Origin of the sequence: Streptomyces venezuelae, assembly GCF_008642275.1 — a bacterium.
Taxonomy (GTDB): domain Bacteria; phylum Actinomycetota; class Actinomycetes; order Streptomycetales; family Streptomycetaceae; genus Streptomyces; species Streptomyces venezuelae_E.
On the sequence record NZ_CP029189.1, the window covers coordinates 3,725,533 to 3,742,583 of the forward strand.

The following is a 17,051-nucleotide window of genomic DNA, read 5'->3' on the forward strand; positions in this document are numbered from 1 at the left end:
GAGCCGTCAGCCGATGCCCCGCCAGCCCTGCGGGTCCACTCCGCCGGGCACCGGGGCGTCAGTGTCGTAGGGCTCCCGGGTGAACACGAAGGACGCCAGGTCGAGATGGCTCACCGAGCCGTCCGCACGGCGCACCGCCCGCAGCGTCTCACCGGCGTAGTAGCCGAAGAGGCCGGTCCAGCTGCCGTCCGGCTCGGCACGGAAACGGGCCGTGCGTCCGCTGCCGCCCGCTGGCCCCAGTTCCAGCAGACCGTCCGCGGTCAGGCGCACCACCTGGGCCGAAGTCCCCCAGTACCAGGGGCCGCACAGGTCGAGCGGCACGTGGTCCGACTCCAGGAACGGCCTCCACGGCCGTGGGAAGCGCGGTTCGGCGTCCGCCACGATCCCCACGAGCTCCGCGGCCACCGTCGAAGCCGGGAGTCCCGAGGTGCAGTTCGCCAGCACCACCGCAGCCACGTCGTCCGCCTCGCTCAGCCACAGCCCCGCGACGAAGCCGGGCAGCGAACCGCTGTGCCCCGCGAGCTTGCGCCCGCCGACGGCCGTCAGCTGCATGCCCAGCCCGTATCCCAGCTCGGCGAGACCGGGCTCCGGGGGCGAGGCCGCCGTACGCATCTCCCGTACGGACTCGGCGCTCAGGACGCGCTCGTCACCGCGCAGCAGGAAGTCGGCGAACCGTGCCAGGTCCCGGGTCGTGGACCACAGCCGGCCGGCCGCGGCCATCAGCCCCAGATCCTCCAGCGGTTCGGGCATCATCACGTCCGCCCAGGGATGCACCGCCCAGCCGCCCGCGTGCGGCGCCTGCGGCTCTCCGCTCGTGCGTTCCAGCCCCAGCGGCTCCAGCACCTCGGCCGTCAGTGCCTCTTCCCAGGGCCTTCCGCGCACCGCCTCCACCAGCGAACCCAGCAGGGTGTAGCCGGGGTTGGAGTAGTGGTGCCGGGTTCCCGGGGCCAGCTTGAAGGGCTCCTCCCCCAGCACGTCGCCGAGCTCGGGCCGCTGTTCGCCGGGGGTGCGCTCCCACCACTCGCCGGGCGTCTCCGCCGCCAGCCCGCCGGTGTGGGAGAGCAGTTGGGCGATGGTCACCTGACCGGCCCCGGTCCCCGGCAGGTGCTTCTCCAGGGGGTCGGCGAGGGAGATCAGGCCCTCGTCCCGCAGCCGCATCACGAGAACCGCCGTGAACGTCTTGGTGATCGAGCCGATCCGGTACTGCACGTCACCGTCCGGACCGTGGCCCTCGACCGAGGTCCGGGAGCCTTCCCAGACGACCTCCCCACCCCGCAGGACGGCGGCCACCACGGACGGCGCACGCCCTTCGCTCTGCGCGACGGCGATCCGGTGCCTCAGGGCGCGCCGGGTGGCAGGGAGAAGTTCCAGGTCCTCAGCAAGCTCATCCATGATCGGATGCTACGTGTTGGCCATGTCCACGAAGCGTGAGTAGTGACCCTGGAAGGCCACCGTGATCGTGGCCGTGGGGCCGTTACGGTGCTTCGCCACGATCAGGTCCGCCTCACCCGCACGGGGGGACTCCTTCTCGTAGGCGTCCTCGCGGTGCAGCAGGATCACCATGTCCGCGTCCTGCTCGATGGAACCCGACTCACGCAGGTCGGAGACCATCGGCTTCTTGTCGGTGCGCTGTTCCGGACCACGGTTCAGCTGGGAGAGCGCGATCACGGGGACCTCCAGCTCCTTCGCCAGCAGCTTGAGGTTTCGGGACATGTCCGAGACCTCCTGCTGACGGCTCTCGGGACGGCGTGAACCACCCGACTGCATCAGCTGGAGGTAGTCGATGACCACGAGCGAGAGGTCGTTGCGCTGCTTGAGCCGGCGGCACTTGGCCCGGATCTCCATCATCGACAGGTTGGGGGAGTCGTCGATGTAGAGCGGGGCCGCGGAGACGTCCGGCATCCGGCGGGCGAGCCGGGTCCAGTCGTCGTCCGTCATCGTGCCCGAGCGCATGTGGTGGAGCGCGACCCTGGCCTCCGCGGAGAGCAGGCGCATGGCGATCTCGTTGCGCCCCATTTCGAGGGAGAAGATCACGCTCGGCAGGTTGCTCTTGATGGAGCAGGCCCGGGCGAAGTCCAGGGCGAGCGTGGACTTACCCATGGCGGGACGGGCCGCGATGACGATCATCTGGCCCGGGTGCAGGCCGTTGGTCAGCGAGTCCAGGTCCGTGAAGCCGGTGGGAACACCCGACATCTGGCCACTGCGGGAGCCGATCGCCTCGATCTCGTCGAGGGCGCCTTCCATGATGTCGCCGAGCGGCAGGTAGTCCTCGGAGGTCCGCTGCTCGGTGACGGCGTAGATCTCGGCCTGGGCGCTGTTGACGATCTCGTCGACGTCGCCGTCGGCCGCGTATCCCATCTGCGTGATCTTCGTGCCGGCGGCGACGAGGCGACGCAGGACGGCCCGCTCGTGGACGATCTCCGCGTAGTACTCGGCGTTGGCGGCGGTCGGCACGGACTGGACCAGGGTGTGCAGGTACGAGGCCCCGCCCACCTTGCTGATCTCGCCGCGCCGGGTCAGCTCGGCGCCGACGGTGATCGGGTCGGCCGGCTCGCCCTTGGCGTACAGGTCGAGGATGGCCTGGTAGATCGTCTCGTGCGAGGGACGGTAGAAGTCGTGGCCCTTGAGGACCTCGACGACATCCGCAATGGCGTCCTTGGAGAGCAGCATGCCGCCGAGCACCGACTGCTCGGCGTCGAGGTCCTGGGGAGGGACGCGCTCGAACCCGCCGCCACCGCCGGAGTCCCAGGAGCCGCCCTCGCGGCCCCGCTCGTGCTGTTCGTCCCCGCGGCCGCGGCCTTCGCTGTTACGGCGTGGACGGGCGGGCAGACGGTCGCCCGGACCACTGTCGGCCCAGGGGTCGTCCATGGGCTCGGGCATGCTCACCGGGCCGCCTCCTCCCGTCCGCTACGCGGACCTCGCCGTGTCACTCTTTCTACGACACGGCTCTGACATTTGGGGCACCCGAATCCGCCGTCGGCGAGTCGGGCAACGAACCACGGTAGGCCCGAGAGCGGCGTCAGCCAATCTTGTTATCCACAGGCTGTGTGGACGACATGTGGATGACGGCGCCAATGCTGTGGGTAACTTGCCGGAAGCTGTGTACGGACCGGGGGACGACGCTGTGGACAAAATCACCCGCGGCACCCCCTCACCCCACCTGACCTGCATTTTCTTCACTCAGGCGCGACCGTGGAGAAAATTCTTGGACACTGGCTCAAGATCGCCTCCAACGAGGTGCACGGAACGCCTGAATCGACGTATCGGTAAGGATTCAAACTCAGTTGCATCCATTACCTGTGGAAGATTAGATTGAGCGCATGACACAGGCTCTCGCAGCACCCAAGGCAGGTCCGGGGCGGCACGACCGAGAGATCTTCACACTCGCCCTCCCCGCCTTCGGCGCGCTCGTCGCCGAGCCCCTCTTCGTAATGGCCGACAGCGCCATCGTGGGGCACCTCGGAACCCCCCAGCTGGCCGGCCTCGGCATCGCCGCCGCGGTGCTCACCACCGCCGTGAGCGTCTTCGTCTTCCTCGCCTACGCCACTACCGCGGCCGTCGCCCGCCGCGTCGGCGCGGGAGACCTCCAGGCGGCCATCCGGCAGGGGATCGACGGCATCTGGCTCGCCCTCCTGCTGGGCGCAGCCGTCGTCGCCGTGGTGCTTCCCGCGACGCCTTCGCTGGTCTCGCTCTTCGGAGCCTCCGACACCGTCGCCCCGTACGCGATCACCTATCTGCGGATCTCCGCCCTCGGCATTCCGGCCATGCTCATGGTCCTGGCCGCCACCGGGGTCATCCGCGGCCTCCAGGACACCCGTACGCCGCTCTACGTGGCCATCGGCGGCTTCGCCCTCAACGCGGGACTGAACGTCGCCCTGGTCTACGGTGCGGAGCTCGGTATCGCCGGCTCCGCCTGGGGCACCGTCATCGCCCAGTGCGCCATGGCGGCCGCGTACCTCTTCGTGGTCGTCCGCGGCGCCCGGCGCCACGGCGCCTCGCTGCGCCCCGACCTCGCGGGCATCCGGGCCTGCGCCCAGGCGGGCGCTCCACTACTGGTCCGCACCCTGTCGCTGCGCGCGATCCTGATGATCGCCACCGCCGTGGCCGCCCGGCTGGGGGACGCCGACATCGCCGCCCACCAGATCCTGCTCTCCCTCTGGAGCCTGCTCGCCTTCGCCCTGGACGCCCTGGCGATCGCCGGGCAGGCGATCATCGGCCGCTACCTGGGCGCGGGTGACACCGACGGTGCGAAAGCCGTCTGCCGCCGCATGGTGCGCTGGGGGATCGTCTCCGGTGTCGTACTCGGTCTGCTGGTCGTCCTGGCCCGCCCGGTGTTCATCCCGCTGTTCACCAGTGATCCGTCCGTCGAGGCGGCCCTGCTGCCGGCCCTGCTGGTCGTGGCCCTCTCCCAGCCCGTATCCGGCATCGTCTTCGTGCTCGACGGGGTGCTGATGGGCGCCGGCGACGGCCGCTACCTGGCCCAGGCGATGCTCGTGACGCTGGCGGCCTTCGCCCCGGCCGCACTGCTCGTGCCGGTCCTCGGCGGTGGCCTCACGGCGCTCTGGTGGGCCATGACCCTGATGATGGTGGTCCGGATGATCACTCTCCGGCTGCGCGCCGGCTCGGGCCGGTGGCTGATCGCGGGAGCCACTCGCCCGTAGCGGAGATGACCGGGCCCAGCCGTGTTTCACGTGAAACACGGCTGGTGGGCGTCAGTGGTGTTTCACGTGAAACACCGCCGCCCGACAACGACGAAGGGCCGCACCCCGATGGGGTGCGGCCCTTCGAGCGCAGCCCTTAGGCGGCGACGACCTCGATGCCCACGTTCGCGGCCACGTCGGCGTGCAGACGCACGGAGACCTGGTACGAACCGAGGGTCTTGATCGGGGAGCCGAGCTCGACGCGGCGCTTGTCGACCTTCGGGCCGCCCGAGGACTCGATCGCCGTGGCGATGTCGGCCGGGGTCACGGAACCGAAGAGACGACCGGCGTCACCCGCGCGGGTGGCCAGACGGACCTTCACGCCCTCGAGCTTGGCCTTGACCTCGTTGGCCTGCTCGATGGTCGCGATCTCGTGGATCTTGCGGGCGCGGCGGATCTGCGCCACGTCCTTCTCGCCACCCTTGGTCCAGCGGATCGCGAAACCACGCGGGACCAGGTAGTTGCGAGCGTAACCGTCCTTGACGTCGACGACATCGCCGGCGGCACCGAGGCCAGAAACCTCGTGGGTCAGGATGATCTTCATTAGTCGGTCACCCTTTCCTTATCGCGCGGTGGACGTGTAGGGCAGCAGCGCCATCTCACGGCTGTTCTTGACGGCCGTGGCGACGTCACGCTGGTGCTGCGTGCAGTTGCCGGTAACGCGGCGGGCACGGATCTTGCCGCGGTCGGAAATGAACTTCCGCAGCATGTTCGTGTCCTTGTAGTCCACGTACGCGGTCTTGTCCTTGCAGAATGCGCAGACCTTCTTCTTAGGCTTGCGCACAGGCGGCTTCGCCATTGTGTCTCTCCTGTGTGATCAAGAAGTGGGGATGCGAGCTGCCCTAGAAGGGCGGCTCGTCCGAGTAGCCACCGCCGGAGCCGCCGGAGCTTCCGCCCCAACCGCCCCCGCCGCCGCCCTGCTGCTGGCCACCGGCCGGCGCGCTGGACGCCCACGGGTCGTCGGAGGGAGCTCCGCCGCCCTGCTGCTGGCCACCGGGGGCTCCGCCCCAGTTGCCACCGCCGCCGCCCTGCTGCTGACCGCCGCCTCCGTATCCACCCTGGCCACCGCGGCCGGTGGTCTTGGCGACCTTGGCCGTGGCGTTCTTCAGGCTGGGGCCGACTTCCTCGACGTCCAGCTCGTAGACCGTGCGCTTGACACCCTCACGGTCCTCGTACGACCGCTGCCTCAGCCGGCCCTGCACGATGACGCGCATGCCTCGCTGGAGGGACTCGGCGACGTTCTCCGCCGCCTGCCGCCACACCGAGCAGGTCAGGAACAGGCTCTCGCCGTCCTTCCACTCATTGGTCTGACGGTCGAAGGTGCGGGGGGTGGACGCGACACGGAACTTCGCGACCGCCGCACCCGAGGGGGTGAAGCGCAGCTCGGGGTCGTCGACGAGATTGCCGACGACCGTGATGACGGTCTCGCCTGCCATGGATGAACCTCTCGGCGGGGATTGCTGCTGGGCTGCTGTGCTACTCGATCCCGATTACCGCTGAACCGAAGTTCAGTGGGTCTCGGGGCGAAGGACCTTGGTCCGGAGAACCGACTCGTTCAGGTTCATCTGTCGGTCAAGCTCCTTGACGACCGCAGGCTCGGCCTGAAGGTCGATGACCGAGTAGATGCCCTCGGGCTTCTTCTTGATCTCGTAAGCGAGACGACGACGGCCCCAGGTGTCGACCTTCTCGACCTTTCCGTTGCCCTCACGGACGACGGAGAGGAAGTTCTCGATCAGCGGGGAGACAGCGCGCTCCTCGAGATCGGGGTCGAGGATGACCATCACTTCGTAGTGACGCATGTGGAACCCACCTCCTTTGGACTCAGCGGCCACGGTCGTTCCGTGGCAGGAGGGTCGTGATGCGTGAGCACGGCGTCCGCAGAGCAGACACCGCGCAGCTGTACAGACTACCTGCTCGCGTCCTTCCGGTTGAAATCCGCCGGGAGAGGGCCACAATCTGTATCCATCGGGTGTGCTCGGTGCTATGCCCTCGGCCCCTTGCCGGAGGCAGCCGCAGCACCGCCAGCTTCAGCCAGGAGGTGCCCTTCCGATGGCACAGGCAATGCGGCCCCCTCAGATCTCGCTCCTCTCCACCGACGGCAAGCCCCACCCGCTGCAGGACACCCTGATGGCGGTCACTCTGACCCTCGGTGCCGTGGCGTTCGTCACGGCCTTCTTCCACAACCTTCACCTGATCAGCTCGTGGGCAGGGCTGATCGGAATCCTGACCGGCGCGTACGGACAGTTCGTCTCCGTCACGACACGCGAGCGCTTCGCGCTGATCATCGGCCTTGGCGCGTCTGCCATCGGCTTCTACCTCGGCATGTTCCACGGCGGTCTCTTCGGGGGCTGAGCAGGCCGCCCGGGACAGACCGGGACACCTCCGCGGCAGGGCGCCGGCCACGCACCGGCCCGGGCCCACGGCCCGTCCCCCAGAAGGGTGGCGCCCTTGTCGCAGTAGGCTTCGCGCCATAGCCAGCGAAGCCGCCGAGGAGACGCCCCGCATGAGCCTGTCCCTGAGGACCATCAGCCGAGAGCAGCATCTGGGTTACCTCCAGAGCCTGCCCTCGGCGAGCCACTGCCAGGTCCCGGCGTGGGCCGACGTGAAGAACGAGTGGCGTTCCGAGAATCTCGGCTGGTTCGACGAGTCCGGAGAACTGGTCGGCGCCGCCCTCGTGTTGTACCGGCAGCTGCCCAAGGTGAAGCGGTACCTCGCGTACCTGCCCGAAGGCCCGGTCATCAACTGGTACGCCCCGAACCTGGAGGAATGGCTCCAGCCGATGCTGGCCCACCTCAAGCAGCAGGGCGCCTTCACCGTGAAGATGGGCCCGCCCGTCGTCATCCGCCGCTGGAACTCGACCGCCATCAAGGCCGGTATCCAGGACCCGAACGTGAAGCGCCTGCGCGACGTGGAGGCCTCGGTCATCGAGCCCCGCGCCTTCGAGGTGTCGGACAAGCTGCGCCGCATGGGCTGGCAGCAGGCCGAGGACGGCGGCGCCGGCTTCGGTGACGTCCAGCCGCGCTACGTGTTCCAGGTGCCGCTGGCCAACCGCTCGCTGGACGACGTCCTCAAGGGCTTCAACCAGCTGTGGCGCCGCAACATCAAGAAGGCCGAGAAGGCCGGCGTCGAGGTCGTCCAGGGCGGCTACGACGACCTGCCGACCTGGCAGCACCTGTACGAGATCACGGCCGAGCGCGACAAGTTCCGCCCGCGTCCGCTCAGCTACTTCCAGCGCCAGTGGACGGCCCTCAACTCCGAGGACCCCAACCGGATGCGGCTCTACATCGCCACGCACGAGGGAGAGCCGCTGGCCGCCGCCACGATGCTCACCGTCGGCCAGCACGTCTGGTACTCGTACGGCGCCTCCGCCAACCACAAGCGCGAGGTCCGCCCCTCGAACGCGATGCAGTGGCGCATGCTGCGCGACTCCTACGCGCTCGGCGCAAGCGTCTACGACCTGCGCGGCATCTCTGACACGCTGGACGAGAACGACCACTTGTTCGGTCTGATCCAGTTCAAGGTCGGCACGGGCGGCGAAGCCGTGGAGTACGTCGGCGAGTGGGACTTCCCGCTCAACAAGATGCTGCACAAGGCGCTCGACATCTACATGTCGCGCCGCTGACCGACCCCGCCCCACACGTACACACACCGCTGCACCGCTGCATCACGCAGCTTCTCAGGAGAGGTTCCGGACGGGCATGGCGCTCACGCTCTACGTCGACACCGCGCGCTGGCGTGCGCACCAGAAGCAGATCCAGGACCAGTTCCCCGGCCTGATCCCGGTCTGCAAGGGCAACGGCTACGGCTTCGGCCACGAGCGGCTCTGCGAGGAGGCGACCCGCATGGGCGCCGACATCCTGGCCGTGGGAACGACGTACGAGGCCGCCAGCATCAAGGACTGGTTCGGCGGCGACCTGCTCGTCCTCACCCCGTTCCGGCGGGGCGAGGACCCGGTCCCGCTGCCCGACCGGGTCATCCGTTCGGTCGCGTCGCTGGACGGGGTACGCGGTCTGGTGGGGGCCCGGGTGGTCATCGAGTGCATGAGCTCGATGCGCCGCCACGGCATCTCCGAGCAGGACCTCGGCCAGCTGCACGCCGCCATCGAGGACGTCCGGCTGGAGGGCTTCGCCCTGCACCTGCCCCTGGACCGCCCGGACGGCTCGGACGCCGTCGAGGAGGTCATCGGCTGGATGGACCGGCTGCGCGCGGCCCGGCTCCCGCTGCACACCATGTTCGTCAGCCACCTGCGGGCCACGGAGCTCGCACGGCTGCAGCAGCAGTTCCCGCAGACCCGCTTCCGGGCCCGTATCGGCACCCGGCTGTGGCTGGGCGACCACGAGGCCACCGAGTACCGCGGCGCGGTCCTCGACGTCACGCGCGTGGCCAAGGGCGACCGGTTCGGCTACCGGCAGCAGAAGGCCGCCTCCGACGGCTGGCTGGTCGTGGTCGCCGGCGGCACCTCGCACGGGGTGGGCCTGGAGGCCCCCAAGGCGCTCCACGGTGTGATGCCACGCGCGAAGGGCGTCGCCCGGGCCGGTCTGGCCACGGTCAACCGGAACCTTTCTCCCTTCGTGTGGGCGGGCAAGCAGCGCTGGTTCGCGGAGCCGCCGCACATGCAGGTGTCGATCCTGTTCGTGCCCTCGGACGCGACCGAGCCGAAGGTCGGCGACGAGCTGGTGGCGCACCTGCGGCACACCACCACGCAGTTCGACCGGGTGCTCGACGCCTGAGTTCGACCGGTCAGTCCTGGGGGCTCGTACCCCAGGCGACCCGCTGTCCGTCCGAGGGCGTCGCGTACTGCGGCGCCCTCGCCGCGTCCGACAGCACGAACACGTCCTCCGCGCCGTCCAGGACCCCGCCGGAGGGATCGTCCGAGCCGTCCCTCCGTACGACGTCCCGCTCGGGCATCAGGATGTCCCGGACGATGACCGCGCACAGGTACAGGGTGGTCAGCAGGTGGGCGATGATCGCCAGCTGGTAGCCCTCCACGGGCAGGCCCTGGTGCTTGTCCGCGCTGGACGTGTAGGCGAGGTAGAACCAGATCCCGAGGAAGTAGACGACCTCGCCCGCCTGCCAGACCAGGAAGTCCCGCCAGCGCGGGCGGGCCAGTGCGGCGAGCGGGATGAGCCACAGCACGTACTGCGGTGAGTAGACCTTGTTGCACAGGATGAAGGCGGCGACGACGAGGAAGGCCAGCTGTGCGAAGCGGGGCCGCCGCGGGGCGGTCAGGGTGAGCAGTCCGACGGCCCCGCACAGCAGGAGCGTCAGCCCGGTCGCGTACGTGTTGGCGCCCTCCAGCGAGTTGCCCGTGCGCTGGGAGATCAGCAGCCACACCGAGCCGAAGTCGATGGGCCGTTCCTGGCTGAAGGTGTAGAACTTCTTCCAGCCGTCCCACGCGAAGAGCATCACCGGCAGGTTGACCACGAGCCAGGCTCCGGCCGCGCCGAGCACGGCGCCACCGAAGGCACGCCACTTCCCGGCCCGCCAGCAGAGCACGAACAGCGCCCCGAGCAGCAGTACGGGGTAGAGCTTGGCCGCGGTGGCCAGCCCGATGAGGATGCCGAAGAGGACCGTCCGGCCGCGGGACCACATGAGCATCCCGGCGGCGGTCAGGGCGATGGCCAGCAGGTCCCAGTTGATCGTCGCGGTGAGGGCGAAGGCGGGTGCCAGGGCGAAGAGCAGGGCGTCCCAGGGCCGGCGGCGATGGGTGCGGGCGACGCACACGGCGATGACGGCGGCGCAGGCCATCAGCATGCCCGCGTTGACCATCCAGTACATCTGTTCGCGGTGCTGCATGGAGCCGCTGCCGGGGGTCAGCCAGGAGGCGATCTCCATGAAGAGCCCGGTGAGCACCGGGTACTCCAGGTACTCCATGTCGCCGGGGAGCCGGTCGAAGTAGGGCGTGAGGTTGTCGGCGAAGCCGCGTACCGCGTACAGGTGCGGGATGTCGGAGTAGCAGGCGTGGGTGTACTGCGAGCCCGCCCCCCGGAACCACGCCCAGTCGTAGCAGGGCAGCTTCTGGACCATGCCGAGCGCGAACATCCCGATGGCGATGAGCGCCACGACCCGCACCGGGCCCAGCCAGTGCCCGCCGAGCCGGGCGTAGCGGCCGAGCGGGCCGCCGATGAGCTCACTGCCGGCTGCGGCGACCTCGTCCTGCTGTGTCGGCAGTACGGGGCTGTCCTCGTGCACCTTGGTCATGGGCTCATCCTGCCGTACCGGACCGGACATGCGGGAAGGCCGTCGCACACGGGGTGCGACGGCCTTCTGCGGCTCAGGGAGCGGTGCTACGGGTCACTCGGGGGCGGAGTCGTCGAACCCACCGGTGATGCCGCCCGGACGGCCCGGTCTCCCGCTCTGCGTCGGGGACGGTGACCCGCTGGGTCCGCCGATCACCCCGGAGGTGTTGCCCGAGGTGCTGCCGGTGTTGGCACCGCTGTTCGCGCCTCCGTTGGTGGTCCCGCGCGTGGTGTCCGGGTCGCAGCCCAGCCGCCACGGCGGGCAGGACGGCCGACCGCCCTTCGACGGGGAGGGCGACGGCGGCGGGGAGCTCGGCGGGAGCGTCGACGGGGAGGGAGACGCCGGGACGACGGCCGAGGGCGTGGGGGAGGGGGCCCCGGCGGAGTCGGCGGTCACCCCGATGTCCTCGGCCTCCGGGAACTGCTTGACCGGAAGACCCTTGAGCGCTTCGCCCATGTACTCGGTCCAGATCTCGGCCGGGATGTCACCACCGTGGAGGGAGGGGATGTCGCCCACGCCCTTCATGGAGATCAGCTTCTTGTCCGGCGAGTTGGGGTCGGTGCGGAAGAGGACCACCGAGGTGGACAGCTCCGGGGTGTAGCCGACGAACCACGCCGACTTGTTCTCGTCCGTGGTACCGGTCTTGCCGGCAGCCGGCCGGCCCAGCTTCTTGACCTTCTTGCCGGTGCCGTTCTCGACGACGTTCTCCAGCACCTTGGTGATGTTGTCGGCCACGGCGCTGTCCATGGCCCGCTGGTCCTTGGGGGCTTCGAAGCCAGACAGCTTCTCGCCGTCCTTCTCGACCTCGGTCACGGAGAACGGCTCACGGTGCGTGCCGGAGGCGGCGAAGGTCGCGTACGAGTCCGCCATGCGGATGGCGCTCGGGGTGGAGGTACCGAGGGCGAAGGAGGCGTCGTTGTTCGGGTTGACCGACTCCTCCAGGATGCCCGTGGACTTGGCCACGGCCCTGACCTTGTCATGGCCGACGTCGAAGACGAGCTGGGCGAACGGGACGTTGATGGACTTCTCCATCGCCTCGTTCAGGGTCACGTACCCGAAGGCGGTGGGACTCTCGTTCTTCTGCTTGAACGGTGCACCCGACGCGTCGCGCAGCGGCTTGCCCTCACGGTTGTTGATCACGGTGAGGTCGTTGGCCTGGTACTTGCTGTCGGCCGAGATGCCCTTGCCCTTGGAGTTCTGGGTGCCGTACTCCATCGCCGCCGCCAGCACGTAGGGCTTCCAGGTCGAGCCGACCGGGACACCGCTGGAGTTGGCGTTGTTGCTGAAGTACTTGTGGTCCCAGCCCGGGCCGCCGTACAGGGCCACGAGGGCTCCGGTCTTCACGTCCACCGAGGCCGCGCCGAACTGCACGAAGGTGTCCGTCTCGGGACGGCCCTTCTCGTCGATGAACCCGTTGCGGGTGTCCTCGACCGCCTTGGACAGGGCGTCCACCCTCGGCTTCTGGAAGGTGGTCTTGATCCGGTAGCCGCCCATGGCCATCTGGTCGGGGGTGATGTTCTTGGTCTTCATCACGTAGGCCTTGGCCGTGTCGACCAGGTAGCCGATCTGACCGGTCATGCCGCGGGCCTGCTCCGACTCGACGCGCGGGGGGAAGTCCGCGTCCGTGAACTTCGCGCGCGCGGCCTTGTCCATCCGGCCGACCTCGACCTCGCGGTCGAGCACCCAGCTCCAGCGCTCCCGGGCCCGCTTCTCGTTGAGGGCGGGGGTGGCCGCGGCACCGATGCCGCCGTCCGGGTTGTAGAGGTTGGGGCCCTTCAGCACGGCGGCCAGGAAGGCGCACTCCGAGGGGTTCAGGTCCTGGCTGTCCTTGCCGAAGTAGGCACGGGCCGCGGCCTGGATCCCGTAGGCGTCCCGGCCGTAGTAGGCGGTGTTCAGGTAGCCCTCGAGGACCTTGTCCTTCTCCTCGTAGACACCCAGCTTTATCGCGATGAAGAGCTCGGTGGCCTTCCGCTTGAGCGTCTGGTCGGAGTCCAGGTAGGTGTTCTTCACGTACTGCTGGGTGATGGTCGAGCCGCCCTGGGTGGAGCCGCCCGTGGCCATGTTCCACACGGCACGGGCGACACCCATCGGGTCCACGCCCTTGTCCGTCTCGAAGGACTCGTTCTCCGCCGAGATCACGGCGTCCCTCATCGACCGGGGGATGCTGGAGATGGGCACGATCTGCCGGTTCATCGAACCGCCCGTCGCCACCATCTGACTGCCGTCGGCCCAGTAGAAGACGTTGTTCTGCGCCTGCGCGGCCTTGTTCGGGTCCGGCGTGCCCACCATCGCGATGCCGATGCCGGCACCGGCCGTGATGACCGCGAAGAAGCCCAGGGCCGTACCGGCGACGAACTTCCAGGACGGCACGAAGCGCTTCCAGCCGTCCCTGTCGGACCGCGGGTAGTTGATGAGCCGCTTGTCCGGCCGCCCGGCGCCGCGCGTGGCGGCGCCGGATCCTCTCCCGCGGCCGCTGCCTCTCTGCGCGGCCCTGGTCTCGGCACGGCTGCCCTGGCCGGGCTCAGGTGCGTACGGGCCGCTGTGTGACGCCGTGGGGACATCACGTGCAGCCGCGCCCCTTCCAGGGCGCGGCTGGGCGGCGCGGCGGGCTGAGGCGCGCCCACCGCCTTCGGGCTGCGGCGGTTTGCGACGGTGCTCGCTCATCGAACGACTACTCCTCGGGCAGGCGAGTGGCCTGGAAGCGGCAGATTAGTTCCGGTCCCCCCCGGTGTCATGGCGCACAGACTACGCACGCTCAAAACGCGCCCAGTGCCGAAGTTCACCCCAAATCAGGCAACGTGCCTGGTGCGAATTGGTGATGTGACACCGGTCACCACGTCTCCCCTTGTCGATCAGAGCGGCCCGTTCTATCGTCTGGATGTATCGAGCCGATACATCAGCTCGACATAAAGACTCAGGGGCGGAGGAGAGGCAGGCGGATGAGCAGACGCTCAGGCATCCTCGAGTTCGCCGTCCTCGGCCTGCTTCGTGAATCCCCCATGCACGGCTACGAGCTGCGCAAGCGGCTCAACACCTCGCTGGGGGTGTTCAGAGCCTTCAGCTACGGGACGCTCTACCCCTGCCTCAAGACGCTGGTCGCCAACGGCTGGTTGATCGAGGAGCCGGGCAACGCCCCGGAGGACGCTCTCGCCGCTTCACTCGCAGGGCGCCGCGCCAAGATCGTCTACCGGTTGACGGCCGCCGGTAAGGAGCACTTCGAGGAGTTGCTCTCCCACACGGGCCCCGACACCTGGGAAGACGAGTCCTTCGCCGCCCGCTTCGCCTTCTTCGGCCAGACCGAACGAGACGTCCGCATGCGAGTGCTGGAGGGCCGCCGCAGCCGGCTGGAGGAGCGTCTGGAGAAGATGCGTGCCTCGATCGCCCGGACGCGGGAGCGCCTCGACGACTACACGCTTGAGCTGCAGCGTCACGGCATGGAGTCCGTGGAGCGCGAAGTGCGCTGGCTGAACGAGCTCATCGAGAGTGAGCGGGCGGGACGGGATCGGAGACGATCCGGCCCGTCCGACGAAACTGAAAAATGAGGCCTGCACCTCGCAGACCTCGTCCGAGAACAAACAGGGAGCAACCGGAATGGGTTCGGTTCGCGTAGCCATCGTCGGCGTGGGCAACTGCGCCGCCTCGCTGGTGCAGGGCGTCGAGTACTACAAGGACGCCGACCCGGCGTCCAAGGTCCCCGGGCTGATGCACGTCCAGTTCGGCGACTACCACGTGCGTGACATCGAGTTCGTCGCCGCGTTCGACGTCGACGCGAAGAAGGTCGGCCTCGACCTTTCGGACGCCATCGGCGCCAGCGAGAACAACACCATCAAGATCTGCGACGTCCCGAACGCCGGTGTGACCGTCCAGCGCGGCCACACCTACGACGGCCTGGGCAAGTACTACCGCATGACGATCGAGGAGTCCGCCGAGGCTCCGGTCGACGTGGTCCAGGTCCTCAAGGACCGCGAGGTCGACGTCCTGATCTGCTACCTGCCGGTCGGTTCCGAGGACGCGGCGAAGTTCTACGCCCAGTGCGCCATCGACGCCAAGGTCGCCTTCGTCAACGCCCTCCCGGTCTTCATCGCCGGCACCAAGGAGTGGGCGGACAAGTTCACCGAGGCCGGTGTCCCGATCGTCGGCGACGACATCAAGTCGCAGGTCGGCGCCACCATCACGCACCGCGTGATGGCGAAGCTGTTCGAGGACCGCGGTGTCCGTCTTGAGCGCACCATGCAGCTCAACGTCGGCGGCAACATGGACTTCAAGAACATGCTGGAGCGCGACCGCCTCGAGTCGAAGAAGATCTCGAAGACGCAGGCCGTCACCTCGCAGATCCCCGACCGTGAGCTCGGCGAGAAGAACGTCCACATCGGCCCGTCCGACTACGTCGCGTGGCTCGACGACCGCAAGTGGGCCTACGTCCGCCTGGAGGGTCGCGCCTTCGGTGACGTCCCGCTGAACCTCGAGTACAAGCTCGAGGTGTGGGACTCCCCGAACTCGGCCGGTGTCATCATCGACGCCCTGCGCGCCGCGAAGATCGCCAAGGACCGCGGTATCGGCGGCCCGATCCTGTCGGCGTCCAGCTACTTCATGAAGTCCCCGCCGGTGCAGTACTTCGACGACGAGGCCCTGGCCAACGTCGAGAAGTTCATCAAGGGCGAGGTCGAGCGCTAACCGAAACCCAAGGGTCTTCACGACACCTGGACTTCGGCAGTTCTTCCGCGGAGGGTCCCCGGGCAATGTGCCCGGGGACCCTCCGCGTATGTGACCCTTGCCCTCATGCCTGTCGTACGTGATCTGCGCGTACTCCTGCGCCTGAGGGATTTCCGCAACCTGCTCACCGTCCGGCTGCTCTCCCAGGCCGCGGACGGCGTCTACCAGGTCGCGCTCGCCACCTACGTCGTCTTCTCCCCGGAGAAGCAGACCTCCCCGGCGGCCATCGCCTCCGCCATGGCGGTGCTGCTGCTGCCGTATTCAGCGATCGGCCCGTTCGCCGGCGTACTGCTCGACCGCTGGCGACGCCGCCAGGTCTTCCTCTACGGCAATCTCCTGCGGGCCTTCCTCGCATGTGTCACCGGGATGCTGATCGTCGCGCAGGTGCCCGACTGGCTGTTCTACGCCTCGGCCCTGTCGGTGACCGCCGTCAACCGCTTCGTGCTGTCCGGGCTCGCCGCCTCGCTGCCGCACGTCGTCGGACCCGACCAGCTGGTCACCGCGAACGCGCTCTCCCCCACCGCCGGAACCCTCGCTGCGGTGGCGGGCGGAGGGCTGGCCTTCCTCGTCCGGCTGCTGGCCTCCGACTCCAACGCCCTCGTCGTCCTCCTGGGCGCGGGGCTCTACCTGTCCGCGGCCCTCGTCTCCCTGCAACTGGCCATCGGCCTCCTCGGGCCGGACCACCCCGCCGGCCGGGCCCATCCCTCGGTCGCCGAGGGGGTCGCCCTCACCGTGCGGGGGATGGCCGAAGGGCTGCGCCACCTCGCCTCCCGGCGGGAGGCGGCCCGGGCACTCACCGCGATGACCCTGATGCGGTTCTGCTACGGGGCCCTGTTCGTGATGCTGCTGATGCTCTGCCGCTACTCCTGGTCGGACAGCGAGTCCGACGGGCTGGCGCTGCTGGGAATCGCCGTCGGCGTCTCCGGGGCCGGATTCTTCGCCGCCGCCGTGGTGACCCCCTGGATGGTGGGCCGGCTGGGCCCGCTCGGCTGGATCACCGCGTGCTCCGCGGGTGCCGCCGTCCTGGTACCGGCCCTGGGCCTGTTCTTCGCCCCGGAACCGATGCTGGCGGCCGCGTTCGTCCTCGGCCTCGCCACCCAGGGCGCCAAGATCGCCACCGACACCGAAGTGCAGTCCCGGGTCGACGACGACTACCGCGGCCGGGTCTTCTCCGTCTACGACGTGCTGTTCAACATCGCGTTCGTCGGCGCCGCCGCGGTGGCCTCCCTGATGCTGCCCACCGACGGGCGCTCGGTGATCCTGATCCTCATCGTGTCCGCGCTCTACGCCGCGACCGCCGTGTTCCTGGCCCGCGGGGAGCGACGTTTCACGTGAAACATCCGCGCTGACGGACGCGCCGGGGCCGATGTTTCACGTGAAACATCGGCCCCGGCGTCG

The 17,051-nt window shown here is 68.9% G+C and carries 15 protein-coding genes; 7 read left to right on the forward strand and 8 right to left on the reverse strand.

The features are described 5' to 3' along the window. Positions 1–6 precede the first annotated feature (6 nt). A complete protein-coding gene (locus DEJ51_RS16365; RefSeq protein ID WP_150258232.1) occupies positions 7–1,392 on the reverse strand; it encodes a serine hydrolase domain-containing protein in 1,386 nt (461 codons plus the stop codon). Positions 1,393–1,401: 9 nt separating this feature from the next. Continuing rightward, positions 1,402–2,868 (reverse strand): replicative DNA helicase, encoded by a 1,467-nt coding sequence (gene dnaB, locus DEJ51_RS16370; protein WP_150261963.1) that lies wholly within the window; start codon positions 2,866–2,868, stop codon positions 1,402–1,404. Positions 2,869–3,320: 452 nt separating this feature from the next. Here dnaB and DEJ51_RS16375 point away from each other — a divergent pair, with 452 nt between their 5' ends. Next, a complete protein-coding gene (locus tag DEJ51_RS16375; protein ID WP_150258233.1) occupies positions 3,321–4,661 on the forward strand; it encodes an MATE family efflux transporter in 1,341 nt (446 codons plus the stop codon). Between the two features lie 136 nt (positions 4,662–4,797). On the opposite strand, the gene rplI is transcribed toward DEJ51_RS16375, so the two are convergent. From rplI to rpsF, 4 genes are all read right to left on the reverse strand, one after another. Then, positions 4,798–5,244, reverse strand: coding sequence for a 50S ribosomal protein L9 (gene rplI, locus DEJ51_RS16380; RefSeq protein ID WP_030008386.1), 447 nt, complete (start codon positions 5,242–5,244; stop codon positions 4,798–4,800). An 18-nt stretch (positions 5,245–5,262) separates the two neighbouring features. Beyond that, a complete protein-coding gene (gene rpsR / locus DEJ51_RS16385; protein ID WP_005315025.1) occupies positions 5,263–5,499 on the reverse strand; it encodes a 30S ribosomal protein S18 in 237 nt (78 codons plus the stop codon). 43 nt (positions 5,500–5,542) lie between these two features. Then, entirely contained in the window at positions 5,543–6,136 is a 594-nt protein-coding gene (locus DEJ51_RS16390) for a single-stranded DNA-binding protein (protein WP_150258234.1), read from the reverse strand. Between the two features lie 72 nt (positions 6,137–6,208). Next, positions 6,209–6,499, reverse strand: coding sequence for a 30S ribosomal protein S6 (gene rpsF / locus DEJ51_RS16395; RefSeq protein ID WP_004950685.1), 291 nt, complete (start codon positions 6,497–6,499; stop codon positions 6,209–6,211). A gap of 250 nt (positions 6,500–6,749) precedes the next feature. On the opposite strand from rpsF, the gene DEJ51_RS16400 reads away from it, so the two are divergent. The 3 genes from DEJ51_RS16400 to DEJ51_RS16410 all read left to right on the forward strand — a co-directional run bounded on the left by DEJ51_RS16400 (position 6,750) and on the right by DEJ51_RS16410 (position 9,430). After that, a complete protein-coding gene (locus DEJ51_RS16400; protein WP_030008388.1) occupies positions 6,750–7,052 on the forward strand; it encodes a hypothetical protein in 303 nt (100 codons plus the stop codon). A 151-nt stretch (positions 7,053–7,203) separates the two neighbouring features. Further along, a complete protein-coding gene (locus DEJ51_RS16405; protein ID WP_150258235.1) occupies positions 7,204–8,322 on the forward strand; it encodes a lipid II:glycine glycyltransferase FemX in 1,119 nt (372 codons plus the stop codon). Positions 8,323–8,398: 76 nt separating this feature from the next. After that, complete coding sequence (locus DEJ51_RS16410; RefSeq protein WP_150258236.1) at positions 8,399–9,430, forward strand: alanine racemase; 1,032 nt, start codon at positions 8,399–8,401, stop codon at positions 9,428–9,430. A gap of 10 nt (positions 9,431–9,440) precedes the next feature. Here the strand turns inward: DEJ51_RS16410 and DEJ51_RS16415 are convergent, their stop codons facing one another. Both DEJ51_RS16415 and DEJ51_RS16420 read right to left on the reverse strand, forming a co-directional pair. Beyond that, positions 9,441–10,901 carry a glycosyltransferase family 87 protein gene (locus tag DEJ51_RS16415; protein ID WP_150258237.1) on the reverse strand — a complete coding sequence of 487 codons (1,461 nt, stop codon included), beginning with the start codon at positions 10,899–10,901 and terminating at the stop codon, positions 9,441–9,443. A gap of 93 nt (positions 10,902–10,994) precedes the next feature. Then, entirely contained in the window at positions 10,995–13,604 is a 2,610-nt protein-coding gene (locus tag DEJ51_RS16420) for a transglycosylase domain-containing protein (RefSeq protein WP_150258238.1), read from the reverse strand. A 275-nt stretch (positions 13,605–13,879) separates the two neighbouring features. Between DEJ51_RS16420 and DEJ51_RS16425 the strand changes: the two genes are divergently transcribed. The 3 genes from DEJ51_RS16425 to DEJ51_RS16435 all read left to right on the forward strand — a co-directional run bounded on the left by DEJ51_RS16425 (position 13,880) and on the right by DEJ51_RS16435 (position 16,988). Beyond that, the gene (locus DEJ51_RS16425) at positions 13,880–14,482 is read left to right on the forward strand and encodes a PadR family transcriptional regulator (RefSeq protein WP_030008393.1); all 603 of its coding nucleotides are present in this window, start codon (positions 13,880–13,882) and stop codon (positions 14,480–14,482) included. A gap of 49 nt (positions 14,483–14,531) precedes the next feature. Then, positions 14,532–15,614: an inositol-3-phosphate synthase gene (locus DEJ51_RS16430; RefSeq protein ID WP_150258239.1), complete on the forward strand. Its 1,083-nt coding sequence runs from the start codon at positions 14,532–14,534 to the stop codon at positions 15,612–15,614. A 105-nt stretch (positions 15,615–15,719) separates the two neighbouring features. Continuing rightward, positions 15,720–16,988 carry an MFS transporter gene (locus DEJ51_RS16435; RefSeq protein ID WP_150258240.1) on the forward strand — a complete coding sequence of 423 codons (1,269 nt, stop codon included), beginning with the start codon at positions 15,720–15,722 and terminating at the stop codon, positions 16,986–16,988. Positions 16,989–17,051: the final 63 nt, after the last annotated feature.

Bases quoted from the DNA above. Each gene is read 5' to 3' on its own strand.
- DEJ51_RS16430 (WP_150258239.1), top strand. From the start codon at position 14,532: ATGGGTTCGGTTCGCGTAGCCATCGTCGGCGTGGGCAACTGCGCCGCC.
- dnaB (WP_150261963.1), bottom strand. From the start codon at position 2,868: ATGGACGACCCCTGGGCCGACAGTGGTCCGGGCGACCGTCTGCCCGCC.
- DEJ51_RS16400 (WP_030008388.1), top strand. From the start codon at position 6,750: ATGGCACAGGCAATGCGGCCCCCTCAGATCTCGCTCCTCTCCACCGAC.
- rplI (WP_030008386.1), bottom strand. From the start codon at position 5,244: ATGAAGATCATCCTGACCCACGAGGTTTCTGGCCTCGGTGCCGCCGGC.
- rpsF (WP_004950685.1), bottom strand. From the start codon at position 6,499: ATGCGTCACTACGAAGTGATGGTCATCCTCGACCCCGATCTCGAGGAG.
- DEJ51_RS16405 (WP_150258235.1), top strand. From the start codon at position 7,204: ATGAGCCTGTCCCTGAGGACCATCAGCCGAGAGCAGCATCTGGGTTAC.
- DEJ51_RS16410 (WP_150258236.1), top strand. From the start codon at position 8,399: ATGGCGCTCACGCTCTACGTCGACACCGCGCGCTGGCGTGCGCACCAG.
- DEJ51_RS16425 (WP_030008393.1), top strand. From the start codon at position 13,880: ATGAGCAGACGCTCAGGCATCCTCGAGTTCGCCGTCCTCGGCCTGCTT.
- DEJ51_RS16415 (WP_150258237.1), bottom strand. From the start codon at position 10,901: ATGACCAAGGTGCACGAGGACAGCCCCGTACTGCCGACACAGCAGGAC.
- DEJ51_RS16365 (WP_150258232.1), bottom strand. From the start codon at position 1,392: ATGGATGAGCTTGCTGAGGACCTGGAACTTCTCCCTGCCACCCGGCGC.
- DEJ51_RS16375 (WP_150258233.1), top strand. From the start codon at position 3,321: ATGACACAGGCTCTCGCAGCACCCAAGGCAGGTCCGGGGCGGCACGAC.
- DEJ51_RS16390 (WP_150258234.1), bottom strand. From the start codon at position 6,136: ATGGCAGGCGAGACCGTCATCACGGTCGTCGGCAATCTCGTCGACGAC.
- DEJ51_RS16420 (WP_150258238.1), bottom strand. From the start codon at position 13,604: ATGAGCGAGCACCGTCGCAAACCGCCGCAGCCCGAAGGCGGTGGGCGC.
- DEJ51_RS16435 (WP_150258240.1), top strand. From the start codon at position 15,720: ATGCCTGTCGTACGTGATCTGCGCGTACTCCTGCGCCTGAGGGATTTC.
- rpsR (WP_005315025.1), bottom strand. From the start codon at position 5,499: ATGGCGAAGCCGCCTGTGCGCAAGCCTAAGAAGAAGGTCTGCGCATTC.